Here is a 26,333-nt window from a genome sequence, read left to right as displayed (position 1 = left end):
TGCCGAACTCAGAAGTGAAACGCCGTAGTGCCGATGGTAGTGTGGGTATTACCCATGTGAGAGTAGGGTGCCGCCAGACTTTTAAATTAGAGCGAAAGCCCAGCAGCAATGCTGGGCTTTTTTGCATTTAGGGATCAGTATTTTTAATACTATTGAGCAAATAAATTCCTATATCTCTCTGATATTTTTAGCAGCTTAATAATCGACGAAAATCAAAGAATAGAACAAAACACTTCCTTTAAATAATTAATGCGTTAAATGCTACTTACCTATAACTTAAAAACATCATAATTTCTTTCATATTATCTTTAGTAACAAGATAATTTGGGGAAAAAGTAATCTTTTCTAAAATACTAAATACATCTAAATTAACAAAATTATTAAATTAAAAATTAAAGGGTTTAATGACTTCATGATTGGATGATTGGATGAATAACGCTTAAATGAAACCAAAGTTAATTTGGTAGATAAAATATGGATTTTGAGAATACTCACAAAATCAATAACCATTAATAGTGAGGGATAAAAGCGTGTTAGATTCTGTGTTAATGGAGATTGAATAAATGAACAATAGATTGAAAAAAGCAATATTCATTAAATAAATATTGCTTTAAATTTTTATTATTAGCCTAAAAGTAGGGCATCATCTGTTACTTTTTCACCGCGAGTTTTTTCGAACATCTCTAATAAATCATTGACGGTTAATTTATCTCGCTTTTCCCCTGAAACATCAAGCACCACTTGTCCTTGATGAAGCATGACTGTTCTTGTGCCGTATTCTAAAGCTTGTTTCATTGAATGGGTAACCATCATTGTGGTTAACTTATTTTTTAAAACAATTTCATTAGTGAGATCCAAAACGAATTGTGCTGTTTTGGGATCAAGTGCAGCAGTGTGTTCATCAAGTAATAAAATCTTAGATGGTTGTAATGTCGACATTAATAGACTTACTGCTTGTCTTTGTCCTCCTGATAATAATCCCATCATATCTGATAAGCGATTCTCAAGACCTAAATTGAGTGTTGCTAGTTTTTCTTTAAATAAGGCCCTCAGCTTGCGATTTAATGCTGGTAGTAAAGTGAAACTATTACCTCGGTTATAAGCAATCGCTAAGTTTTCTTCGATAGTAAGATTTTCACATGTCCCTACCATAGGATCTTGGAATACTCGTGCAACCATACCGGCTCTTTTCCAAGCAGGCCAACGAGTCACATCTTTATTATTAATAATCACATGTCCCGAATCAGCAATCAAATCACCACTAATCACATTAAGTAAAGAACTCTTTCCTGCGCCATTACTACCGATTATAGTAACAAACTCACCTTCACTGATATTGAGATTTAAACCTCGTAATACATGATTTTCAATTGGTGTTCCTTGATTAAACGTCAATTGCAGTTGCCCAACATTGATCATGCTTACTTCCCTCTTCTTTTTGAGTATTTTTTCAGTTGTTTTGGTAAGACTAAAGCTAAAACAACCAATATTGCCGTGATAAGATTTAAATCCTCTGTACCGACACCAATCTCTTGTAAAAATTCATTGCTAAGTGCAAAGGCAATAAATAAACGGTATAAGATAGCGCCGAAAATAACAGCAATCATAACCGCCCAAATGCGTTTTGTTGGGAAAATACTTTCACCTATAATGATTGATGCAAGGCCGATAACAATAGTCCCCACCCCAATAGTAATGTCAGCACCGCCTTGAGTTTGAACAAATAATGAACCACCAAGTGCGATTAATCCGTTTGAAATTGCCATACCTAAAATAGTGATACCACCTGTTGGAATTCCTTGGGATTTAGCCATTCGTTGGTTAGTACCAGTCGCTCTTAAAGCCAATCCGATTTGGGTATTTAAAAATAGGTTAAGTAGCAACCAAAATACAACAACAAAAGCTAAAACCATAAGTGGTTGTACTAAATATTGATTACTATAATCTTCATTAATAAATGGAGAGAAAATAGTTTTTGCATCGAGTAAAGATAGATTAGGCGAACCAGCCATTCTTGGTGTTTCATCCATGAGATAAGGTCCTAATCCTAAAATTCTTAGATTAATTGAATAAAGGCCTATCATCACGATAATACTTGATAGTAATTGTAATATGTTAAGTTTAACATATAACAGTCCAGTCATTGCACCGGCAATACAACCTGCAAACATACCTAGAAAAGTTGCAATCCATGGATCAATACCGACATACATACACAAACCACATACTGCCCCACCAAGTGGGAAACTCGCATCAGCGGTTAGATCGGGGAAGTCAAGTAGTCGAAACGATATAAACACGCCTAAGCTAACTAATGCGTAAATAAGTCCTATTCCAACTGAGCCTAATAAAAATTCAAATGACATGAAAATATCCACTAAAAAAAGTAACCGCCAAAGTAGGCGGTTTAGTTATTAAAACGGTTTAATAAATTATTTTTCAACAATTTTTGCTGCTGATTTTAAAACCTCTTCAGATAGAGTGACACCTTGGCGTTCAGCAGCCTTTTTATTAATAGTTAATTGTGTGATGATACCAACCTGTGGTGGAATATCACCTGGTTTTTCACCATTAAGAATTCGAATAACAATTTTACCTGCTTGGCGACCAAGGTCATAATAACTCATTCCCAAAGCAGCAATTGCACCTCGTTCAGCTGAATCAGGATCTGATGCAAGAAGAGGAATTTTGTTTTCATTGGCAACCTTCGCTAATGCTTCATAAGCTGAAACGACGTTATTATCGGTTGTTGTGTAGATCAGATCAACTTTTCCTTTTAAACTTATTGCGGCGGTTGAAATATCAGATGTTCGTTGTGCTGGTGCAGCAATAATTTTCATGCCGCGTTTTCCAAGTGCAACTTGTAATTCTTTAAGCACAATTGTGGAATTTACTTCACTTGGGCTATAAACATAACCAATATTTTTTGCATCAGGTTTAATTTTTAACATCATATCGATTTGTGATTCTAAAGATAATGCATCTGATACACCAGTTACATTGGTTTTAGAAGCTTCCCAACTAGGTGTTAATTTAGCAGCAACGGGATCAGTGACAGCAGTGAATACGATAGGAATCGTTTTGGTTGTCGCCACTAGAGCTTGGGTGCTAGGTGTTGCAATACCAACGATAACATTGGGCTTATTAGCAACAAATTGTTTTGCTATTTGGGCTGCATTAGCGCTACTACCTTGAGCACTAGCAAACTGTAATTTTAAATTTTGACCAACAATATAGCCATTATCTTTTAATTCATCTTCAACACCTTTGCGAACATTATCTAATGCAGGATGTTCTACAATTGCTGTTATCGCGACATATTTTTGCTCAGATTTATTATCTGCTAATGAAAAAAATGTTACTACAGACAAACTAAGTAACATAAAAAGCTTGATGATTAAATTTCGCATGTGGTGCTCCTGTAATATTTATTTTACAACCAACCTAATTATACGTTTACTATAAAGCAAAAACAGATAATTTTCTAGATTTAATAAAAAGTATATGTGTAAATATTTTAATACACTTTATTGCAAGGAATTATGAATAGAATAGACTTATCAATAATACTTTAAAAAATTTTGCGGTGAGGAACGGGGTTTTTGAACATTCTTTGCCCATTAAAATGGGCAAAGAATTGATTTTATTTAGATATATGATTTTATTTTTGACCAATAACTTTATAGGCAGACCCGATAACGTCAGGAGGTAAAGAGATTCCTTGTTTTTTGGCTGCATCAGTATTGACGACAAGGCGTAATGTTTGTCCGATTTCGGGTTTAATATTGCCAGGATCTTCTCCATTTAAAACTCTTGCCACCAGCTTACCTGATTGACGACCTACATCGTAATAGCTCATTCCATAAGCAGCAACAGCTCCTCGCTCAATGGCATCAGGAAACGATGCTAACAGTGGGATTTTATTTTCATTGGCAAATTTAACTAATGATTCATAAGCTGAAACAACGTTGTTATCTGTTGTGGTGTAGATCAGATCAACTTTTCCTTTCAATGTATTGGCTGCTGTTGAAATATCCGCTGTACGTTGGGCAGGCACCGCCACCAATGAAATATTTTGTTGGCTAAGTTCATTTTGAAGATTTTTTAACACTACAGTTGAATTAATTTCGCTAGGACTATAAATATAACCAACAGATTTTACATTAGGCACAACTTTTTTCATAAATTCAATTTGAGGGCCTATTTCTTGATAGTCTGAAACGCCAGTGACATTGTTATGAGAGGGATTCCAATTTTTAATTAATTTTGCTGCAATTGGATCAGTGATTCCTGCAAAAACAACGGGTATTTGTTTAGTTGCGGCAACTGTTGCTTGAGCACTTGGTGTTGCAATTGCAACGATGACGTCTGGTTTAGCTGCAACGAACTGTCTGGCAATTTGTGCGGCTGTTGCACTACTACCTTGGGCACTTCGATATTGGACATTTAAATTATCGTTTAACTTAAATCCATTTGCTGTTAACTCATCTTTTACTCCATCACGGATTTGGTCTAATGAAGGGTGTTCAACAATTGCTGTTATCGCAACATTTTTTACCGCATTAGCCAAACAGAAAAATGGCGTAATTACTAACATCAATATTAAAATTATAGCGCGTTTCATCATAAAGAACTCGTAAACTAGTACAGTGATATGATTCTAATCTTAATATTACAAAATGTTAAGTAATATTTTTAACTTTTGTAATTTCTTATTGGGCAAAGACAAAAGGATTTAACCCACTTTTTGCAAATCCTTCTTCTTCAGTCTTGATATCCAATATTAATGAGGCAATATCATCAGCAATGATTTCGATATGAGGATCTTTATCTTGGTCTAAGATTTTCAAATAGCTATGGCAAGCATCACAGCACTCGGTTTTTATTGCAGCTAATTCTTTATCCAAAGAGAAGTATTGAATATCTTGCATATTATCACAACAAGTACATTTCACTCGTGGTACATACCATTCGCTTTCACATAAGCTACAATGAAGGTATCTTAATCCATTATTTGCACCAAGCTGAATAATACTCGCAGCTGGCATACTATTACACACTGGGCATAGCCAGCTTTCATTGGTATTTTCAGCGACGGCTTTGCCTTTAATTTGACTAGCTAGTTGGCAATAATAGACTGATAAAGCTGACCAAATAAATATGGATTCATTACCGTCAACCAAAGTAAATTTACCATTGAGTAAGTTGCGTGCTTTCTCTTGAAGTTGATTGGAATCGTTTTGTTTTAATTGTTCAATAACAGATTGAATTTGATAGGTTGTATTTGAAAATGAATTTAATAATGTTAATAAATAATCTTGCCAAATATCATTTAATGGTAAGTTTTCCAAACTTAATGGCGGAAAATCATTATTAAGTGATGGAGAGATATCAATAGGTTTTTTGATTAAAATAGCCTGTTGCTCGACAATCTTAGCGCAGAAATTTAAATAATCACTTAAAGAATTGTTTCGTGCTAGCGTTTTTAAACGCTCGGCGCGATGAATATAAAGTGTTTTCGGTGATGGATAAAAGAGTAAGGGAATCTGTCTAATTACGGTGTTTTGTTGTTCAAGCTGCTCTCGTGGGATGATTTTTATACTCATTCTTGATTACCAATTTTGTTATTTTTTCCATCATTAATCTAATAGGCTAAGAATTCCGCTGATTTATATCAGCGGAGATTAATTATTCTTATAAAGCAGGTTTTTGTTCTGTTTGAGATGATGGCTCAATATCGTTCTTTTGATTGTCTTTAAGTTCTTGCTGATAGACTTTTTTCATTTCTTCTTCGTACCATGAGGAGTGGTTTTTAAATGCCCACGCTCGTGATACATATCCAGTTATCATCCCTTTTATAGACCCTTTAACCCAAATTGCCATATAAGCATGACCAATAGCCAGTAAAATAAGACAAATAGCAGCAAAAGAGTGGAAAAATATTGCGATTCGGACTATTTGAATAGGAAAATAATCAGATACATATCGGCGCCACATTATCAAGCCCGTAACGAATAGTACAAAGATTAAGCTCATAATGCACCAGAATAAAAACTTTTGGCCAACATTATATTTACCAATTGGGATACCTTCTTCTTTTCCCATAATCACGTTTTTAAAGTTTTTAATCCATAAAAGGTCATTTTTATTTGGAATATTGTGATGAGCTAATTTGATAAACATGAACATTAATAAAATGAATACCACACAACCAATTATAGGATGTAAAGCTCTCACCAATTGTGGTGTGCCAAGAAATAATCCAAATAACTTGATTGATGGAAAAAATAAAGATAAACCTGATAACGCGGTTAATATAAACAAACAGACCATACACCAATGACAGAAGCGTACAATAAGTGGTGTTCTTAATATCATTCCTTTCTTATTCATGACGAGCCTCCGATTGTGTTGAATTAGGACTATTTTTTCGACCTAAAATAGGTAATCCTAAACGTTTTCTTGCTTGTTTGTCCGCTTCTTTTTCGTGTTCAATATCTTCGTCATCGACTTCAACTGCACCTACCCCCATGTAGTGGAAGAGTAATCCGCCAAAAGTTGCAACAAAAGCAGCAGCTGATAGTGGTTTCCATGCGCCTTTCCAGAATTTAACGATTTCGCTAATTTGAGGATCTTTAGGTAATCCATGGTAAAGTTCAGGTTGATCAGCATGATGTAGTACATACATAACATGAGTACCGCCGACACCTTCTGGATTGTAGAGTCCTGCGTTTTCAAATCCACGTTTTTTTAAATCAACAATTCGGTGTTCGGCATGGCGAATCATATCTTGTTTGGTGCCAAAATGAATTGCTCCAGTAGGGCAGGTTTTTACGCAAGCAGGTTCTTGACCAACAGCAACTCGATCAACACATAATGTGCATTTATAAGAGTGGTTATCTTCTTTGCTAACACGTGGAATATTAAATGGACATCCTGCGACGCAATAACCACATCCAATACAGTGTTCTGATTGGAAATCGACAATCCCATTAGCATATTGAATGATTGCTCCTTCAGATGGGCACGCTTTTAAGCAACCAGGATCTGCACAATGCATACAACCATCTTTACGTATAAGCCATTCGAATTTGCCATTGATTTCAACTTCTGAATAACGCATTACGGTCCATGCTTTTGGTTCTAAGTCAGCTGGATTATCATAAACGCCGACGGTATTTCCTACTTCTGCTCGCAGATCATTCCATTCGCTACAAGCTACCTGACAAGCTTTACAACCGATACAGGTGGTCACGTCAATTAATTTAGCTACTTCCTGCTGATAATCTCTTGCCCTAGGTGCAGGTGTTAGGGCATTAGTTGCTGAGCGGCGAATAATATCTTGAGTTTGTAATGACATAATCTATCCTCCTTCTTATGCCGCTGTGGTAACTTTTTCGATGTTGACTAAGAAGGACTTGTATTCTGGGGTTTGTGAATTAGCATCACCTAAATGCGGTGTTAATTCATTAACCAAAAAGCCTTTTTTAGTTTGACCTGTGAATCCCCAAACAATTGGAATTCCTATGGTTTCGATCTCTTTACCATCAACTGTCAAAGTAGGTAAACGTTTTGTCACAACTGCTTTGGCTTTGATATAACCTCGATATGAAGTTACTTTTACTGTATCGCCCAATTTTATGCCTTTTTTATTCGCAAGATTTTCACTGAGCTCAATAAATTGTTCTGGTTGTGTTATTGAAGCTAATCTTGCATGCTGCGTCCAAAAGTGGAAGTGCTCAGTAATACTGTATGTTGTACCAACATAAGGAAAATCATCTGCTTTACCTAAGCGAGCTAAATCTTCTTTAAATGCTCGAGCTACTGGACTATTTATTTGTTTAGGGTGCATTGGGTTATTTGAAATTGGTGTTTCAAATGGTTCATAATGTTCAGGAAATGGTCCATCAACTAAACGATTCAAACAGAACAGCCCACCTAATCCATCATTGTTCATGATGAAGGCTCCCGCTCCAGAATCTGGTGATAATGTGGCAGTAAAATCTGGTACGTCATTGCCGACCCAACTTGTTCCGTTCCATTTGATTAACATCCGATTTGGATCCCATGGTTTTCCATTTTCATCAGTAGAAGCACGATTATAGAGTACACGTCGATTCATCGGCCAAGCCCAAGCCCAGCCAGCATGAATACCCTTACCTGATGGGTCACTAGGATCTCGGCGAGCCATTTGGTTACCTTGTTCAGTCCAAGAACCACAAAATATCCAAATTCCAGATGAGGTCGTTCCGTCGGCTTTTAATTGAGAAAAACCACTTAATAGTTGGCCTTTTTTAAGGATGATGTTGCCATTAGTGTCCGTTATGTCAGCCAATGCTCGACCATTACACTCTTTTGCTAACTCTTCGGCTGCCGGACCTTCAGGATCTTGATAATCCCAAGTTAAATTATTAATTGGTTCGTGATAAACGCCGCCTTCTTCTTCATAAAGCTCTTTAATTCTTAAATAGATTCGCGCAATAATCTCTGGGTCGTAAAGTGATTCATAAGGTGGTCTAGCTGCTGCCCAATGCCATTGTAATAAACGTGATGAGTTAACAATTGTCCCATTTTCCTCTGCAAAACAGTTGGCCGGAAGTCTAAAGACTTCTGTTTGTATTTTACTTGGATCAACATCATTTGATTCACCATGATTTTTCCAAAACTCGGCTGTTTCAGTTGGCAATGGATCGATATTTACCAAGAATTTGAGTTTGGATAATCCCTCACGAATACTATTTTTATCAGGTAAGGCAGCCAGTGGGTTAAACCCTTGGCAAATAAAACCATTAGCTTGTCCGTCACGCATCATTTTACTAAAACGTAAAATATCATAGGTTTTATCCCATTTTGGTAACCAATCAAATCCCCAATTATTATCCCCAGTTGCCTTATCACCATACATTGCTTTCATAAAACTAATAAAGAATTTAGGGTAATTACCCCAAAAATTAACCTCATTTGGACCAAGAGGTTTTGGTGTTTTTTCTGCTAAGTATTGTTCAAGCGATGTTTGAGAATCTTTTGGTAGATCAAGATAAGCAGGTAATCGATTAGACAGTAAACCTACATCAGTTAATCCTTGAATATTTGAGTGACCACGCAAAGCATTTATACCACCACCCATGACACCAATATTACCAAGAATCAGTTGAATCATTGCTGCAGTGCGGATGATTTGTGTACCATAAGTATGTTGAGTCCAACCTAATGCATATAGGAAAGTTGCCGCACGATCATTGGTTTTAGTACTGGCGAGTGAACGACAAACATGTAAAAAGCCATCTACAGGACTACCCGTTATTTTATTTACAATTTCTGGCGTATAGCGACTAACATGTTGTTTTAGTAAATTCCAAACACAGCGCGGATGACTTAATGTTTTATCTCTTAATGCAAAACCATTTTCATCTTTTTGATATGCCCAACTGGTTTGATCGTATTGACGGTTTTCTGCATCGTAACCACTAAACAATCCACTATTATTATCAAAGTTGAAATCGTCACGCACAATTAAGCTAGCATTAGAGTGTGTTATAAGATATTCAAAGTTGACTTCGTTATTAGTGATAAGGTAATTAATGATACCAAGTAGAAAAGCGATATCTGAACCTGCACGAATAGGTACATAATGATCAGCTACCGAAGCGGTTCGATGAAAGCGTGGATCAATCGCTATGAGTTCTGCACCGTTAGTAATTTTGGCTTCAATTGCCCATTTAAAACCAACTGGATGGGCTTCAGCTGCGTTACCCCCCATAACAATAACCACATTAGCATTTTTAATATCGTTCCAGTTATTGGTCATGGCGCCTCGACCAAAGGTCGCACCTAAACTAGATACTGAGGGCCCATGGCAAACTCTAGCTTGAGTTTCAAGGCTTAGCATTCCTAAAGAACGGGCAACTTTAAATGCTAACCAACCCGTTTCATTACTCGCAGCAGAAGTCACTAGCCAGCCAGTAGTTGTCCAGCGGTTAACCGTCGTTCCTTGTTCATTTTTTTCTTGAAAATTTTTATCACGGTCAGCTTTCATTAAGCGAGCTATGCGGTCAATTGCTTCATCCCAGCTGATTCGTTGCCATTTGTCAGAACCTGGCGCACGATACTCAGGGTATTTAACTCGTTGTTCGCTTTTAATATAGTCGAGTACGCCAGCACCTTTCGGACAAAGTGAACCACGACTAACAGGATGGTCAGGATCGCCTTCGATATGAAAAATAGACGATTCGGCATTCTTAGCGCCATCTCCTCGGCTATAAAGGAGCATTCCACATCCAACAGAACAGTAAGTACAATTATTTCGCGTTTCTTTTGATTTTAACAATTTATATTGGCGAGTTTGTGCAAGCGCTACATTCGGCATTAATCCTAAAGTAGCGACAGTTGTTCCTGCCATGCCACCAGCACAGATCTTAAAGAACTGTCTACGGTTAAATAGCATATGAACTCCTTAAAAAGCTGACATTACATTTTATTATCTAATTTTTTCGATGTTATAAACATCCTTACTAATTGTAATGATAATATTTAATTGAATGGAAATAAAGGTATACTTTCACAAAAGTTTGACATATGTCAAAAAAACAATGGTGCTATTTATTAAATTAGTTAATGAAGATTATAAAGAATAAAATTATTTAGAAAACAGTGATAAAGCATAAAAAAAGATACTTTATTTAATGATTGAAGTTTATTCGGCTTACCCAAAATAATCAAGTAAGCCCAAGATAATTTAATTTTTAAGGATTGATTTCATCAATTGTTTGCATTACACGGTTAGTAATTAATGGTTTAAGTATATTATTCATAGTTTCGATTTTCGGTAAATTTGCATCACCTTTATCATCTAAATAACCTTGTTCCCGAAGCGAAGCAACTAGTGTTGAAAAAACACCTTTATCAAAAAATTCAGGAGCATTTATACCATGTAATATTGAAAGCCGTTCTGCAATTAAACGTCCTTCTTTTTCTAAGGTTGCACGACTAATTGTTGGATCTTTTTGCAACAATGAAAATGCAATGACATAGCGTTGTAATGTATCTCTTGATGATGACGCTAACAACTGTAATCCTGACATTTTTAAGTAATTCAATGTTAATTTATCAGGTGAATAACTTATTAGATTCAAATCAGCATAAGTTGCAATAATTTTATTAACGTATTCAGTTAATTGATCTTCATTATGATATAAAAATAGCTCTGATTTTATTAAAGGGAAGAGCAATTTAATCTGCATAAGTACTTCATCAATTGAAATGCGATTATGTTTAAGTAAAATTCTAGCCACAATTGCCGGTATAATCAGTAAATGCTGAATATTATTGCGATAATAGGTCATCAATACTGCTTGTTCGGTAGTTAACCCCACCATTTCACCAACTTCATCAGTAGTAATGACAAATTTACCCATTTCTTTGGCATGTTCAAACATCTCTTCGGCAGTTTGATCGGGAATGGTAATCAAATCAGAGTAAGGAATGTTTTTTAATAATTTTAAAAGATAATCTAAATGCTCTAATAATTTTACTTTTGTTAATGTGCATTGATCAGCGGCTAATAATATTGAACAACATAAATTCATAGCATTAATCGCAGCCGAAGAATTGATGTGCTCCATAATTTGTTTCGCAAGCAAATTAGTTGTTGGTGTTAACCAATTAGGGCGCTGTGTTCCTGTAGGATCAATAGCATCTCGCCATTCAGGTATATGCTGATTTAAAAATTGATTTAAAGGTATTGGGCTACCAAAGTTAACGTAGCCAAAGCCTAGTTTTTTTAATTTGAAGAAGGCTTTAATTGTGCTCCACAAGCTTTCTTTTTCTTTTTTAGCGCCACGCAGCTCGTTAGCATAAGTGGCAACTTCTAAAACATGTTCATAACCAATATAGACCGGGACAATTGTGATTGGGCGTGTATCACCTCGTAATAAAGTTTGGATTGTCATCAACAACATTCCGGTTTTAGGGTCGAGTAGTCTTCCTGTGCGTGAGCGCCCACCTTCAATGAAATATTCGACGGCATAACCGCGGATAAATAACTCTGCTAAATACTCTCTAAATACGGCGGTATAGAGTTTGTTACCTTTAAATGAACGGCGGATAAAAAATGCCCCTAAGCGCCTAAAGATAGGGCCTGCTGGCCAGAAATTTAAATTGATACCAGCTGCAATATGTGGTGGAACTAATCCTTGCCGATAAAGTACATAAGACAATAACAAATAGTCCATATGACTTCGATGACATGGTGCATAAACGATTTCGTGTCCATTTTCAGCAAGCTCTCGAACTGGATCAGCGTTTGTTACTTTTAAACCTTGATAAAGTCTGTTCCAAGCCCAAGTAAGAACAAAGTCAGTCACTCTTAGCATGCGGTAAGAAAAATTAGCCGCGATTTCATTTAGAAGTGATAAAGCATTTTTCTTGGCTTTATCCAGCCCAATATGTTTACTTTTAGCTTCTTCTTGTATTGCTTCAGCAAGAGCTGGGTTAGTTAATAATTTATTAAGCATTTCCTGTCTAACAGGCAATTTAGGACCAACAGAAGCCGCTCTTTGTTTAGCAAAGTGAATACGTGCTACACGCGCAAGTTTATGAGCTAAAACAGAAATATCTTGTTTATCGTCGACTTTAATATCTTTAAAAGATACGGTTCGAGAAAATCGAGTATAGCAGTCACGACCAGAAATTAAGATTTTATAAAGTTTATAGGTAGCACCTAACACTTGCAGTGAAGGCATTTTTTTGCCTTCTTTATCTGGTTTACGACCAAACATTACAGATACAGGCAACATTTGAACATCAAGTTCATCATTTTGTTGATGCGCTGAAATGTATTCCCTTAAAATTTCGATAGATTTATTTTTTTGTTTACTTGAAGCAAAAATTCCTGGCCCTTTATCGATATAAATATAAGCAGGTACAGTTTTATCATTAATATCAATTCCTAATAAAGGATCTGGTAAATGATATTTTAGACAAAGCGACCTAACTACCATTAAATCAATTTGAGAGTTATAAGGAAGCACATACAAAATTGGACGATGGATATCGAGGTCCAGTTCAGTAATGGGATCGGTAGGAATTGGTTTACTTTTAACAAAAAGTTTAACAGGAATTTGAATTAGTGAAAAATAAATTTTTGTCCACCAAGAAAACATAAAAATAAACCTCATACTTTGTTGCTAACTATATACTTAAATCATTTTAAGTTATTTATTTACCAACCTAATAATGAATGTTTAAGCTGTAAATTGATATGATACTCTAATATAAAAAACATTAATCCAAGTATATATGCGTTACAGTATAGCAAATTTGCATAATCTTGTAGTGATTACATTATGATAATGACAACGTATTATAAAGGTTTATTTCTATCAGCACCATATCAGCATGAATTGAATATTACCGTTAATTAAAGCAAGTTATTCACACAATTTTCATTAAGGATACAAATCGGTTATTCTTTATTTGCAATGTTAGCATTAAATTTATTATAAGTTTTCTTTAGTCTTACCTAAAAAATAATTTACGCTAGTAAGCGTATACTAACAATTGCACTTTATATATCTATCGCCTAGAATAACTATCTTTATTTTGCTACGAAGAATCTATTTATGAATACTATTCTTGAGCTGTTTTCCTCGGTAAATGCAGTGGTTGTTGCAGTTATTTTAATGTTAGTCCTTTCGCTTTGCCGTGTTCATGTGGTTATTAGCTTAATCATTGGTGCTTTTGTCGGTGGTTTATGTAGCCATTTAACATTAAAAGAAACAATTGACGCTTTTAATACTGGGATTAGCAACGGCGCTAATATTGCGCTTTCTTATGCTATGCTTGGTGCTTTTGCAGTAGCAATTTCAAAATCAGGATTACCAGAATTGTTAGCTGACAAAGCCATTAAGCAGTTAACGACTAATGATGCTAAGACTCGAATTAAATGGTTGTTAATTATCATAATCGGGTTAGTTAGTATTTCCTCACAAAATATCATCCCAATTCATATCGCCTTTATACCGTTGTTAATTCCGCCACTTTTATATGTGATGTCGAGATTGCAACTAGATAGACGAATGATTGCTTGTATCATGACATTTGGTTTGATTACACCATATATGTTTTTACCTGTCGGATTCGGTAATATTTTCTTAAATCAAATCTTATTAAAAAATATTATTTCATCGGGGATGGATGTTAGCCATGTTAATGTTATGCATGCTATGGCTATTCCGGCTTTTGGTATGTTTGTTGGTCTACTTTGGGCTATTTTCGTTAGTTATCGTAAACCGAGACAATATAAACTGATTAATGAAGAAAGCCATGCCGAAGAGTTTAGTAATGTAAGTACTCGTTCACTTGTCGTCTCATTATTAGCAATTATTCTCTCTTTTACTGTCCAACTTTATACTGGATCGATGATTTTGGGTGCTTTAATTGGCTTTATCTGCTTTATTGCTTCAGGCTCAATTAAATGGGGTGAGGCAGACGGAATCTTTACCGATGGTATCAAAATGATGGCGATGATCGGCTTTGTGATGATATCAGCTCAAGGCTTTGCTGAAGTATTAAAACAGACTCATGAAATAGAACCATTAGTTGTTAATAGTGCCTCATTATTTGCGGGGAATAAAGTAGTTGCATCTTTTATGATGATGTTAGTTGGCTTGATCATTACACTTGGTATTGGTTCATCTTTCTCTACTGTACCAATTATTGCAGCTATCTATGTTCCTTTATGTGTTCAGTTGGGCTTTTCACCAATAGCAACCGTTTGTTTAATTGGTGCGTCAGGAGCGATTGGCGATGCAGGTTCACCTCCTTCAGATACTATTTTAGCAACATCTGCTGGTTTAAACAGTGATGGTCAGCATGATCATATAAGAGATAGTGTTATTCCAACCTTTACCCATTTTAATATTCCATTGTTTATAGCTGGTTGGGTGGGATCATTAATTTTATAAATATTTAGATTGATGAGTTAAGGTCATTATTGGTTATGAATAAAAAGTCACACTCAAATATTCGAGCTATTTGTGCTAAAGCGATTTTTAATGTACTTGAAGAGGGGCAATCGCTTAGTACGGCCTTAACGTTATTTAGCCATAAAGTAGCAGAAAAAGATCGCGCGCTAATGCAAGAAATCTGTTTTGGTGTGATGCGTGTTTTACCTGAACTTAATTTTTATATTCATACTTTGATGAATAAAGTTCTTACCGGGAAAAATCGAGTTCTACACTATTTATTGTTAGTGGGTATTTACCAAATTTTATATACCAGAATACCTGAACATGCAGCTGTAGGTGAAACAGTTAATGCAGTAAATGATTTAAAAAAATCAGCGCTCAAAGGATTAGTAAATGGCGTATTGCGTGAATTTTTACGCCAACAAGAATCATTACAACGAAAATTTGTACAGGATGATAAAACACCTCAAACTTTGCATCCAAGTTGGTTAGTTAATCGTCTTAAGCAAGCTTATCCCGAGAAATGGCAAGCAATCATTTCTGCCAATAACCAAAAACCACCAATGTGGTTACGCGTTAATCTTAATCACTATTCAGTTAGTGAGTATCAACAATTGTTAACTGAACGGCAAATTGAATCAGAAGCTTTTGCTGATTTGCCTTGTGCTATTAGGGTATTATCGCCTGTAAATGTAACGAAATTACCTTATTTTGCTGAAGGAGCCGTTACCGTACAGGATTTGTCTGCTCAATATGCTGCATATTTGTTAGAACCCCAAAATGGTGAGAAAATTTTGGATATGTGTGCCGCTCCAGGTGGAAAAACAACCCATATCTTAGAAATTGCACCTAAAGCAAATTTATTAGCGGTAGATGTTGATGCAGGTCGTGCTAAACGTATTGAAGAAAATCTGGCTCGCCTAAAACAAGTAGCAGAAGTTAAAGTGGGTGATGGTCTTACACCGGAAAAATGGTGCTTGGGTAAACAATTTGACCGAATTTTGCTTGACGCACCATGCTCGGCAACAGGCGTAATTCGTCGCCATCCTGATATCAAGTGGTTACGGCGAGATAGTGATATTGCGCAACTCACTGAATTGCAACATGGGATCTTAACCAATATTTGGTCTTATTTAAAAACAGGTGGCACTTTAGTCTATGCTACCTGTTCAATCCTACCTGATGAAAACAGATTGCAAATTGAGCGTTTTTTAAAAGAAAACAGCAATGCCCAACTTGTGGGTGATACGAAACAATTTTTACCAACTATACACGGCGGCGATGGCTTTTTCTATGCTGTTTTAAAAAAAAGTAGTTAATACATTTTTACAATGCCAGCTCTGTTTAAAAATGATTAATGTATTAACGCTGAGCATCCAGCTTAAAAAGTTGGAGGAAGATGAACTTATCACTCGTAGTGTATATGGTGAAAAAACACCACTTAAAGTGTTATACAAATTACCCCCTTTGGGTGAAAAAATTGGCCCAGCACTTGAACAGCTTTGTATGTGGGGACTATCTGTTTAGTATTCTTTCTTCATTTCTAAACTGAAGCTAATTAATATTGATTAACAATGAAATTTCTTGCAAAAAAAGTTGAGGAACAGGGTTTTTGAGCCGTAAAATTTAAGAAATAACTTCTTATAATCCTTACTTGGACAATCTTTAGTAGATATGGTAAATTCCGAATCTGTTTTACATTTTTAAGACTTTCGATATATGGCTTATACATTAACCTATAATGATCTCCCAGAAAATATTCAATACTGGCAAGGTTTACCTTTGTCTTTAAATGGTTGTGAAGTTGTTCCATTGGATTACAATGCGGGTAAAACGGGTTGGATTATTTATGGGAAAAAGTTAAATAAAACACTGCTTTCAAAATTTCAAAGACAACTTGCAATGCCAATGGTTGTAGTTTCATCTTGGAAAATTAAAACCTATCAAATAGTACGTATTGCTGGCGTAATGCCAAAAAAAGCCAAATCGATTTCGCTAACATTAGGTATTGATGTTTCACCAATTGATAATTTACCCACATTGCATTCTCCAGGTTTATTAGTCATGGATATGGACTCGACCGCAATTGGTATTGAGTGTATTGATGAACTAGCAAAATTACACGGTGTCGGTGAACAAGTTGCTGCAGTGACTGAGCTTGCTATGCGTGGTGAACTTGATTTTGCTACCAGCTTACGTAAACGAGTTGCTACATTAAAAGGCGCACATCAAGATATTTTAGAACAAGTAAAAGAGAGTCTACCATTAACACCAGGATTAACTTATTTAGTTAAAGAGTTGCATAAAAAAAATTGGCATGTTGCCATTGTTTCGGGTGGATTTACCTATTTTGCAAATCATTTAAAACAGAAGTTAAAACTAATTGACGCTCACGCTAATGAATTAGAAATTAAAAACGGTAAGCTGACAGGTAAAGTTAATGGGCAAATTGTTGATGCTAAATATAAAGCGCGGATGTTACAACAATTAGCCACCTCTTTAGATATTCCTATTGAGCAAACTGTTGCGATTGGTGATGGGGCAAATGATTTAATGATGATTAGAATTGCAGGGCTTGGTGTTGCTTATCATGGAAAGCCTAAAGTCGTTGAAAAAGCAAGAATCAGCATCAATTATGCTGATTTAACCGGTTTATGGTGCATCTTATCTACCAGTTTATTAAGTGAAGGCTAGGAGAAGAATTTGGCAAAAACAGTAAAGCGCGCTTATGTCTGTAATGATTGTGGTGCTGACTATCCTCGTTGGCAAGGTCAATGTAGCGCTTGTCATGCATGGAATACCATTACTGAAGTTAGGTTAGCTAGTAGTTCATCACGCAATGACCGATTAACCGGCTATGCCGGTGGTGCAGGGCAAACTAAAATCCAAAAATTATCTGAAATTAGTCTGGAAGCCTTACCCAGATTTTCAACTGGATTTTCTGAATTTGACCGTGTACTTGGTGGTGGTGTAGTACCAGGTAGTGCTATCTTAATTGGTGGTAACCCCGGTGCCGGTAAAAGTACTTTGCTACTGCAAACCATGAGTAAACTGTCAGCACAAATGAATACCCTTTATGTAACTGGTGAGGAATCATTACAACAAGTAGCGATGCGTGCACATCGTTTAGGTTTACCGACAGATAATATTAATATGTTGTCTGAAACCAGTATTGAGCAGATCTGTTTACTTGCTGAACAGTCACAGCCAAAGTTAATGGTTATTGACTCAATTCAAGTTATGCATCTTGCTGATATTCAATCTTCGCCAGGTAGTGTGGCTCAAGTTCGTGAAACTGCAGCTTATTTAACGCGTTTTGCGAAAACCAAAGGCATAGCTATTATTATGGTTGGCCATGTGACTAAAGATGGCTCACTAGCAGGCCCTAAAGTACTTGAACACTGTATTGATTGCTCAATTTTACTTGATGGTGATGCTGACTCTCGATTTCGAACTTTACGTAGCCATAAAAATCGTTTTGGCGCAGTCAATGAGTTAGGTGTGTTTGCTATGACTGAACAAGGATTGAAAGAAGTCAGTAATCCATCTGCAATCTTTTTAAGTCGTGGTGAAGAGATGTTATCGGGCAGTTCGGTAATGGTGTTATGGGAAGGTACTCGTCCATTGCTGGTTGAAATTCAAGCGTTAGTTGATCATTCTGTATATGGCAATCCAAGGCGAGTGACTGTCGGGCTTGATCAAAATCGGCTGGCACTTTTACTCGCGGTTTTGCATCGCCATGGTGGTTTACAAATGGCTGATCAGGATATTTTTGTTAACGTTGTTGGCGGGGTAAAAGTGACCGAAACTAGTGCCGATTTAGCATTGATTGCTGCATTGGTATCCAGTTTTCGAAATCGCCCTTTACCACAAGATGTGGTTATTTTTGGTGAAATAGGTCTGGGAGGAGAAATACGACCAGTACCAAGTGGTCAAGAGCGTATTTCTGAAGCCGCTAAACATGGTTTCAAAAAGGCAATAGTGCCTATAGCTAATATGCCAAAGAAAAAGCCAGAAAATATGCAGATCTTTGCTGTTAAGAAAGTGTCGGAAGCGTTAGATATTTTAAGTGATCTTTAGAGTGTTCAAATATTGCTAAATACTCCGCCGATTTTTGTATCGGCGAAGTATAACTGGCTAATATTAAGGTTAATTAATAACAAATTTCATAACAAGGTTGATAGGCACTACCGCCAGGAAGCTTCATGCGATCTTGTTTTACATAGCTAAGCAGTAAATTATCTAATTGCTTCATGATTTCAGGATCACCTTGCAATTTATAGCGACCATGTTCAGCAATTTGCTTCATACCAAACTCTTTAACATTACCTGCAACAATTCCAGAAAAAGCACGGCGTAAATCAGCAGCTAATAATTCAACTGGCTGATCTTTATGTAGATTAAGTGATGCCATGTTTGCATGGGTTGGTTCAAATGGGTGCTGTAATGCTTCATCAATTTTGAGTAACCAGTTAAACCCATAAGCATCACCAGTTGCTAACCGTGATGATTTAACCTGTTTTACCCCATGTTTCATTATGCGTGCAACTTGTTCAGGTGAATCAATGATAATTTCATACAATTTAGTCGCTTCTTCGCCTAAAGTATTACGAATAAATTGATCAATCGCGTCAAAATAATCTTCACACTCTTTTGGACCCGTTAGAATAATTGGTAAAGTCTGATTTTTATTAGCAGGATTGAGCATAATCCCCAAAATATAAAGTAGTTCTTCAGCAGTACCAGGTCCGCCAGGAAAGATAACTATACCATGCGCCATTCGAACAAACGCTTCAAGTCGTTTTTCGATATCTGGCATAATGATGAGTTCATTAACTAATGCATTTGGTGGTTCGGCTGCAATTATCGATGGCTCAGTCATACCAATAAAGCGACTATCTTTTATACGTTGTTGTGCATGACCAACAGCGGCGCCTTTCATTGGTGCTTCCATTATTCCCGGACCGCAGCCTGTACAGATATTAAGTTCTCGTAATCCAAGTTGCATACCAACTTGACGAGCATAATAATATTCACTTTCGTTAATTGAGTGTCCACCCCAACAAACAATTAGATTAGGCTCTTCGCCAACGTGTAGGGCATTGGCATTACGCAGAATAGAAAAAACAAGATTGGTGATGTAATAGGAGTGCTCTTTTTCAAGCTTCTCGTTAGGTACCAAGTGTTTAATTGCCGTAATTTGGCCATTTAAAAAAAGAATATCACGTAAAACCGCAAACAGATTAGCTTGTATGGAGCGAATAATGCGTTTGTCGACAAAAGCACTTTCAGGTGCATCAATAAGCTCTAATTTAACTCCACGCTCTTTACTGATAACGTTAATTTCGAACGATTTAAATCTATCTAGTAATTCTTTAGTGTTATCCGTTTTACTACCCGCATTAAGAGTAGCTAATGAGCAATTTCTAAACAATTGATAAAGTTCGCTATTTGCTGATTTTTTTAAAATATCAACTTCAGCCTGCGCAAGTAAATCCATTGATCCTAACGGACTTATATGGGTAATCATCACAACCTCCATTTGACGGTTTTATCGACAAGGAAATCATTATATACCGAAATATAATGAATACTAAGCAAAGCTGTAAATAAGCTAAAAATATGAGGCAATAGGGTGAATTAAAAAATTTTTTCTAGTTATGAAATAAATACCTCATAATAAGAAAAAATAAAAAAATTAGAATATTATTCAACCTTCAAGGTGTTTGTCAGGTTAGTGAGTTATCAATGAAAAAGGAATTTATTTGTTTATAGGGGTTGTCAGTAAGTTAAAGAAGAGAGAAAAGGGCGACCGAACGCTTTTATTAATCTTGTCGAAGGGCAACTTACTTAATTACATCACGGTTATTTATACTTAAAAGAAAAATGATGAAATTGAATCATCTAATCAATTATCGAATAGTGATAATTGTCCGTAGTCAATAAATAGTGTCTATGCTAGACTTAAACAAACTCTGAAGCTTTTTCACCTAAGTGAATTCATATGGTGGACTAGCCGCGGTATAGCGCAGAAATGGCTATGCTTCCCGATTTGGATAAGGTGTTTGTGATATGCAATTAATGGATAATTATCAGCGTCGATTTCAATATCTACGCTTGTCGATTACCGAGCAGTGTAATTTTCAGTGCCAATACTGTTTGCCTAATGGTTATCGACCTAATAAAGATCATCAATTTTTATCGTTAAATGAAATTGACAATGTTGTGTCAACGTTTACTGAACTTGGTGTACATAAAATTCGGCTAACGGGCGGTGAACCGACTTTGCGTCGAGACTTTATTGATATTTTGTCAATAATTTCTGCTTATCCCAGCATCAAACAACTCGCTATCACAACCAATGGTTCACGGTTATTAAAAAATGTGCATTATTGGCAACAAGCAGGACTTAATGCTATTAATATTAGTATTGACAGTTTTTCTCCTTACATTTTTAAACAAATAACAGGCCAAGATAAATTACGTGAGCTGATTCAAGGCGTTGAAAAATCATTAGAAGTAGGTATTAGGAAAGTTAAAATTAATACCGTTTTGATGAAAAATATGAACGACCATCTGGCTGATTATTTAACTTGGATTAAAGATCGTTCAGTTGAGTTACGTTTTATAGAATTGATGGAAACAACAGAAAGCCGTGAATTATTTAATCGTTATCATTTAGCTGGTCATGTGATGGAATCACAACTTATTGAACAAGGTTGGCAATTACAGTCAAAAGAGGCGTTCTCTGGACCTGCTAAAGTTTACGCGCATAGTGATTATCGAGGTAAGATTGGTCTGATTATGCCGTATTCAAAGGATTTTTGTAAAAGTTGCAATCGATTACGTGTCTCGTCTATCGGTAAATTACATTATTGCTTGTTTGGTGATGCAGCGGTTGATTTACGGGATTTACTACAAAGCTCTGAGCAAAAAGCGCAACTTAAAGCTAGAATTTTATCTTCACTATTAATAAAACCTGAAAAACATTTATTACATACCCACCATTTAGGTATCACACCTAATTTATCTTATATTGGTGGTTAACATACAGTCTTGTTTGGGAATATGATTAATGTCCCAGTGTGATATCGCCCAATCTAATAACGCTTTCTGTGTGGCATCTTGCCAATTTTCGGGTATTTGTTGATCTAAAAATTGTAATGCTTGCACCGTTAATAATTTGGTTTTTTTTATATCAATTGGAGAGGCATGATTTTGCTTCGAGAGTTTATGACCATGACTATCTAAAGCTAATGGTAAGTGGCAGTAATTTGGGATTGTAAAATTAAATAATTGATAAAGTGAAATCTGTTTAGCGGTCACAGGTAATAGATCTGCACCACGAACAATTTCGGTTATTCCTTGATAATTATCATCTAATACAACAACTAGATTATAAGCAAATAATCCATCTTTTCGATGAATAATAAAATCTTCTAGTGCATTGATATGATCAATGCTTTGTTGACCTCTAATTTTATCATCAAAAGAGAAAATCGGATGATTTTGCTTTAAACGAATAGCAACGTTATTTAATGCTAAATGTCGCTCACGACAAAATCCATCATAAATATTGTTTTTAAGGCTATGGATCCGTTGTCTGGTACAATCACAATAGTAAGCTTTTTGCTCAGAAATTAATGATGCTAACACTGATCGATAACGTTCACTACAGTTAGACTGATATAAAACTTGATCATCCCAATAGAGATTAAAAGCTTCTAATGTTTTTAATATTAAAGATGATGCGCCTTTGACTTCCCTTGGGGGATCAATATCTTCAATACGAACAAGCCATTTACCATTGCTGGCCTTGGCTTGTAAGTAGCTACCGAGAGCTGTCACCAACGAACCAAAATGTAATGGTCCAGAAGGTGACGGAGCAAAACGACCAATATATTGCATGGGCGTATAGGATAGAAAAAATAGTTAAATGAGAATCACATACCCATTTGTTTTTCACGAAGTTCAGCTAATGTTTTACAATCGATACATAAATCAGCGGTAGGTCTTGCTTCTAAACGACGGATACCAATTTCAACACCACATGATTCACAATAGCCAAAATCATCGGTTTCAATTTTCTTTAATGTTTTTTCAATTTTTTTGATAAGTTTGCGTTCTCTATCACGCGCTCTTAGTTCTAAACTGAACTCTTCTTCTTGAGTTGCGCGGTCAGCTGGATCTGGGAAATTAGCAGCCTCATCTTGCATATGAGAGACAGTTTTACCCATTTCACCTTGTAATTGTGAAAGCCATGCTTCTAAGATTAGTTTAAAATGTTTCAATTGCTTAGGATTCATGTACTCCTCACCTTTCGCCTCTTTATAAGGCTCAAGTCCAGCAATTGATAGCAGACTAAGAGAAGATGTATTTACTTTTTGTTCCTTTTTCACAGCAATCCCCTTAAATACACATTATTTTCAAGCGCTAAACTATAGCAATAAATTAGCCTTTGGCAAATTTTTTTTACTATTTTTTTTGTGCTAAAAGTGCAGAATATTACAACTATATGTTATTAATAAGATTAATTATTCATCCCATTTTTTTAAATTATTCAAAGGACATTTTTTAATTAAATCAAACAGCTTATCGTTATCAGGTAAGATGAGTTCTGGTGAAATATCAAATAAAGGATAGAGTACAAATTCTCTATTTTTCATATGATAATGAGGAATTGTTAGTCTATCGTTGTCTATTATTAAGTCATCGTATAATAATATATCTAAGTCTAATGTCCTTGCTCCCCATCGATTATCTTTGCGTACCCGACCTTGTGATTTTTCTATTGCTTGTAGTTCATCTAATAAAGCTATAGGTTTAAGTGAGGTGGTTAACTTTATAACTGCATTTAGGTAATCATTTTGATCTTGTGGACCGAGCGGTTTACTGCGATAAAATGGTGAAATGTCAGTAACTACGGTATTGGGTAATTGTTTTAGGGCTGCAATAGCTTGATTAGCTTGAGCTAATGGATCGTTAAGATTACTGCCTAAGGCAATATAACATATTGACATAATTGGATGTATTTTTTCGTGATGTTTAAGCGTAGAGATATTTTAGCACATATAAAGTGTTATCAAGCTAGATTGCTAAATAATGATTATTTCTAGTTATTAAGATATAGCGATATAATCTTTTAAACGCACATATGTAGCATCCACTATTTGCTCAATATTTATTGAGATTTGTATGAGAGTTTATAATGCATCTAGGTCAACAATTGAGTTTGTTAATAAAAAATACGCCAATTATTGAGCAACAATCAGTCCTTGAATGTGCAATTAATGGTGTTATTGATTATTTTGCGAGTAGCTTACAGGCATCTAATGAAACTAATGTTCAGCAATTACTGGCCTGGATAAATGATGAAGGTGGCAACAATCGAGCTTGGCTAATTGGTCAAAAAAAGTTAGCAACCAGCCGGCAAGCAGCATTATTTAATGCTTTTCAAGCTCATTGTTTAGATTATGATGATGTGCATATTGATGTACGTGGTCATCCATCAGCGGTTATCTTATCAGCCTTATTTTCTAGTATCCGCTTAGATGATTCATTAACGCGTTTAGATGGTCGTCGTTTTTTAACTGCCTATGTAATAGGTATTGAAGTTATGGCCTTATTGGGACGATGTGTCAATCCTGAACATTATGAAAAAGGTTGGCATACAACAATCACTTTAGGTGGTATTGCCGCAACAGCTGCTATTTGTTATTTATATGATGAACCATTTCTTGCTCAAGCATTAACTTTAGCTGCGACGCAAGCGTCAGGTCTGCGATTAATGATGGGGACACCAATAAAATTTTTGCATGCGGGATTGGCTGCACAACATGCTATACAATCGGTTGAATGGTTAAGAGCTGGGATTTCAGCAGATAAGGATTTTCTTGATGATAACCTCGGTTTTTTATCAATATATGGTCAAGGCAATGATAATTTAGATTTAACTATCTGGGCTAAGCCATGGAAGATTGTTGAACCAGGGTTATGGTTTAAGACTTATTCATATTGTTCTGCCGCTTCATATATTGCTGATGCGGGTAAGTTAATTTATAAGCATCCTAAGTTTAATGTAGATAATATTGATTATATCACTCTTTTCTTTGCACCAATTAATAGTGATGCAGCACTGATCTATAAAAAGCCATTATTAGCTGAGCAAGGACGTTTTTCAGCAGAATATATTTTGGCATTGATTTTACTTGGTATACCTATCGATTTTGAACAATTTGCTTCAAAGCCAATAGCTGACAATATCCTACAATTAATCCAAAAAATGCAGCGTAGTTATGATATACAATTAACCCCTCATCCTGATGCATATAATAAGCGCTATGTCGTTATTGAAATAGTATTAAATGATGGACAAAAAATTAGCCAACGAGTGGATATTCCTAAAGGATCACCTAAAAATCCTTATAGCCAACAAGAATTGGCCACTAAGTTATTTGGAGCATTGCAAAATGAAATTAAAGCACAACAATTATTGTCTGATATCTATGCTCTAGCCAATGGTATGGATATTAAACAATTACTCATATCGCATTGGAAAATGCTTTGATATCTACTATAAACAGTTAATTATTTTATAAATATAAGCTTAAATTTCAAAATCAATATCATCATTGAGTTGCCGTAAAAAGCGTTGAGTTAACTCGTGTTGTGGGTTATCAATTAATGATTTTGCTGGCCCTTCCTCAACAATAATACCATTAGCCATAAAGATGATGCGGTCGGCCACATACTTTGCAAACTCCATTTCATGGGTTACGATTAGCATAGTTATCTTTTCTTTGGCTAGTTTCAGCATCACTTGTAAAACTTCATGAACTCTCTCGGGATCTAACGCAGAAGTTGGTTCATCAAATAATAATACTTTTGGTCTTACAGCTAATGCCCTAGCAATTGCAACACGTTGTTGTTGCCCTCCCGATAATGTTACAGGATATTGATCAGCATAAGCTAACATTCCAACTCGCTCTAACAATGATATTCCGTACTGTTGTGCCTCACTTTTCTTCATTTTCTGTGCAACAATTAATGGATAAGTAATGTTTTCTAAAGCTGTTTTATTTCTAAATAAATTGTAGTGTTGAAAAACCATTGCTGATTGTTTGCGTAAATTGGTCTCTTGCTTATGGTTGTAATGTTCACTATTGAGTATTACTTTATCAATACGAATCGTTCCTGTATTGGGTTTTTCAAGTAAATTAAGACAACGCAATAAGGTTGATTTTCCCGATCCGGATGGTCCAATAATGGCAACGACTTCACCTTCTTTGATATTAAGATTTATTTCTTTTAAAACTTCATTATTTCCAAATCGTTTTGATAAATGAGATACACTAATCATCATGCTCT

21 protein-coding genes and 1 riboswitch are annotated in these 26,333 nt (G+C 35.7%); of the genes, 7 read left to right on the top strand and 14 right to left on the bottom strand.

Annotated features, from left to right (window positions below):
• Positions 1 to 624: 624 nt before the first annotated feature.
• From J3U18_RS10925 to plsB, 9 genes are all read right to left on the bottom strand, one after another.
• Positions 625 to 1,419, bottom strand: a complete 795-nt coding sequence (locus J3U18_RS10925) for an ABC transporter ATP-binding protein (RefSeq protein WP_065561755.1) — start codon at positions 1,417 to 1,419, stop codon at positions 625 to 627.
• A gap of 2 nt (positions 1,420 to 1,421) precedes the next feature.
• The gene (locus J3U18_RS10920) at positions 1,422 to 2,366 is read right to left on the bottom strand and encodes an ABC transporter permease (RefSeq protein ID WP_065561756.1); all 945 of its coding nucleotides are present in this window, start codon (positions 2,364 to 2,366) and stop codon (positions 1,422 to 1,424) included.
• Between the two features lie 66 nt (positions 2,367 to 2,432).
• On the bottom strand, positions 2,433 to 3,410 hold the full coding sequence (locus J3U18_RS10915) for an ABC transporter substrate-binding protein (protein WP_267354065.1): 978 nt from the start codon (positions 3,408 to 3,410) through the stop codon (positions 2,433 to 2,435).
• 251 nt (positions 3,411 to 3,661) lie between these two features.
• Positions 3,662 to 4,627, bottom strand: a complete 966-nt coding sequence (locus tag J3U18_RS10910) for an ABC transporter substrate-binding protein (RefSeq protein ID WP_267354063.1) — start codon at positions 4,625 to 4,627, stop codon at positions 3,662 to 3,664.
• 85 nt (positions 4,628 to 4,712) lie between these two features.
• Positions 4,713 to 5,606 carry a formate dehydrogenase accessory protein FdhE gene (gene fdhE, locus J3U18_RS10905; protein WP_267354062.1) on the bottom strand — a complete coding sequence of 298 codons (894 nt, stop codon included), beginning with the start codon at positions 5,604 to 5,606 and terminating at the stop codon, positions 4,713 to 4,715.
• An 88-nt stretch (positions 5,607 to 5,694) separates the two neighbouring features.
• Positions 5,695 to 6,393, bottom strand: coding sequence for a formate dehydrogenase subunit gamma (locus J3U18_RS10900; protein WP_065561760.1), 699 nt, complete (start codon positions 6,391 to 6,393; stop codon positions 5,695 to 5,697).
• On the bottom strand, positions 6,386 to 7,360 hold the full coding sequence (gene fdxH / locus J3U18_RS10895; protein ID WP_081303434.1) for a formate dehydrogenase subunit beta: 975 nt from the start codon (positions 7,358 to 7,360) through the stop codon (positions 6,386 to 6,388). Before fdxH ends, J3U18_RS10900 begins: the two co-directional genes overlap by 8 nt.
• A gap of 15 nt (positions 7,361 to 7,375) precedes the next feature.
• Entirely contained in the window at positions 7,376 to 10,444 is a 3,069-nt protein-coding gene (gene fdnG / locus J3U18_RS10890; protein ID WP_267354061.1) for a formate dehydrogenase-N subunit alpha, read from the bottom strand.
• Positions 10,445 to 10,742: 298 nt separating this feature from the next.
• On the bottom strand, positions 10,743 to 13,175 hold the full coding sequence (gene plsB / locus J3U18_RS10885; RefSeq protein ID WP_218060069.1) for a glycerol-3-phosphate 1-O-acyltransferase PlsB: 2,433 nt from the start codon (positions 13,173 to 13,175) through the stop codon (positions 10,743 to 10,745).
• Between the two features lie 444 nt (positions 13,176 to 13,619).
• Between plsB and J3U18_RS10880 the strand changes: the two genes are divergently transcribed.
• The 5 genes from J3U18_RS10880 to radA all read left to right on the top strand — a co-directional run bounded on the left by J3U18_RS10880 (position 13,620) and on the right by radA (position 19,046).
• A complete protein-coding gene (locus J3U18_RS10880) occupies positions 13,620 to 14,963 on the top strand; it encodes a Na+/H+ antiporter family protein (protein WP_267354059.1) in 1,344 nt (447 codons plus the stop codon).
• A 35-nt stretch (positions 14,964 to 14,998) separates the two neighbouring features.
• A complete protein-coding gene (gene rsmB / locus J3U18_RS10875) occupies positions 14,999 to 16,285 on the top strand; it encodes a 16S rRNA (cytosine(967)-C(5))-methyltransferase RsmB (protein WP_220225503.1) in 1,287 nt (428 codons plus the stop codon).
• Between the two features lie 31 nt (positions 16,286 to 16,316).
• A complete protein-coding gene (locus J3U18_RS10870; RefSeq protein WP_220225504.1) occupies positions 16,317 to 16,493 on the top strand; it encodes a winged helix-turn-helix transcriptional regulator in 177 nt (58 codons plus the stop codon).
• 192 nt (positions 16,494 to 16,685) lie between these two features.
• Positions 16,686 to 17,660 carry a phosphoserine phosphatase gene (gene serB, locus J3U18_RS10865; protein WP_267354054.1) on the top strand — a complete coding sequence of 325 codons (975 nt, stop codon included), beginning with the start codon at positions 16,686 to 16,688 and terminating at the stop codon, positions 17,658 to 17,660.
• Positions 17,661 to 17,669: 9 nt separating this feature from the next.
• Positions 17,670 to 19,046 (top strand): DNA repair protein RadA, encoded by a 1,377-nt coding sequence (radA, locus tag J3U18_RS10860; RefSeq protein WP_065561765.1) that lies wholly within the window; start codon positions 17,670 to 17,672, stop codon positions 19,044 to 19,046.
• A 73-nt stretch (positions 19,047 to 19,119) separates the two neighbouring features.
• On the opposite strand, the gene ppnN is transcribed toward radA, so the two are convergent.
• Positions 19,120 to 20,496 (bottom strand): nucleotide 5'-monophosphate nucleosidase PpnN, encoded by a 1,377-nt coding sequence (ppnN, locus tag J3U18_RS10855; protein WP_267354052.1) that lies wholly within the window; start codon positions 20,494 to 20,496, stop codon positions 19,120 to 19,122.
• 431 nt (positions 20,497 to 20,927) lie between these two features.
• Positions 20,928 to 21,046, top strand: a riboswitch (molybdenum cofactor riboswitch).
• Between ppnN and moaA the strand changes: the two genes are divergently transcribed.
• Entirely contained in the window at positions 21,039 to 22,013 is a 975-nt protein-coding gene (gene moaA / locus J3U18_RS10850) for a GTP 3',8-cyclase MoaA (RefSeq protein ID WP_267354050.1), read from the top strand. It overlaps the preceding riboswitch by 8 nt.
• Here moaA and gluQRS read toward each other — a convergent pair.
• From gluQRS to folK, 3 genes are all read right to left on the bottom strand, one after another.
• On the bottom strand, positions 21,993 to 22,874 hold the full coding sequence (gluQRS, locus tag J3U18_RS10845) for a tRNA glutamyl-Q(34) synthetase GluQRS (protein WP_267354048.1): 882 nt from the start codon (positions 22,872 to 22,874) through the stop codon (positions 21,993 to 21,995). The two genes, moaA and gluQRS, sit on opposite strands and share 21 nt — an antisense overlap.
• Before the next feature lie 35 nt (positions 22,875 to 22,909).
• Positions 22,910 to 23,365: an RNA polymerase-binding protein DksA gene (gene dksA / locus J3U18_RS10840; RefSeq protein ID WP_065561769.1), complete on the bottom strand. Its 456-nt coding sequence runs from the start codon at positions 23,363 to 23,365 to the stop codon at positions 22,910 to 22,912.
• A 135-nt stretch (positions 23,366 to 23,500) separates the two neighbouring features.
• Entirely contained in the window at positions 23,501 to 23,986 is a 486-nt protein-coding gene (folK, locus tag J3U18_RS10835) for a 2-amino-4-hydroxy-6-hydroxymethyldihydropteridine diphosphokinase (protein WP_065561770.1), read from the bottom strand.
• Positions 23,987 to 24,174: 188 nt separating this feature from the next.
• Here folK and J3U18_RS10830 point away from each other — a divergent pair, with 188 nt between their 5' ends.
• The gene (locus J3U18_RS10830; protein ID WP_267354046.1) at positions 24,175 to 25,533 is read left to right on the top strand and encodes an MmgE/PrpD family protein; all 1,359 of its coding nucleotides are present in this window, start codon (positions 24,175 to 24,177) and stop codon (positions 25,531 to 25,533) included.
• Positions 25,534 to 25,572: 39 nt separating this feature from the next.
• Here J3U18_RS10830 and J3U18_RS10825 read toward each other — a convergent pair whose 3' ends face one another.
• Positions 25,573 to 26,325, bottom strand: a complete 753-nt coding sequence (locus tag J3U18_RS10825) for an amino acid ABC transporter ATP-binding protein (protein ID WP_065735247.1) — start codon at positions 26,323 to 26,325, stop codon at positions 25,573 to 25,575.
• Positions 26,326 to 26,333 lie beyond the last annotated feature (8 nt).

Source organism: Gilliamella sp. B3482, from assembly GCF_026536805.1.
GTDB classification, from domain to species: domain Bacteria; phylum Pseudomonadota; class Gammaproteobacteria; order Enterobacterales; family Orbaceae; genus Gilliamella; species Gilliamella apicola_E.
Note: the sequence above shows the minus strand (reverse complement) of the source record. Positions and strands in the feature narration are given on the sequence as shown.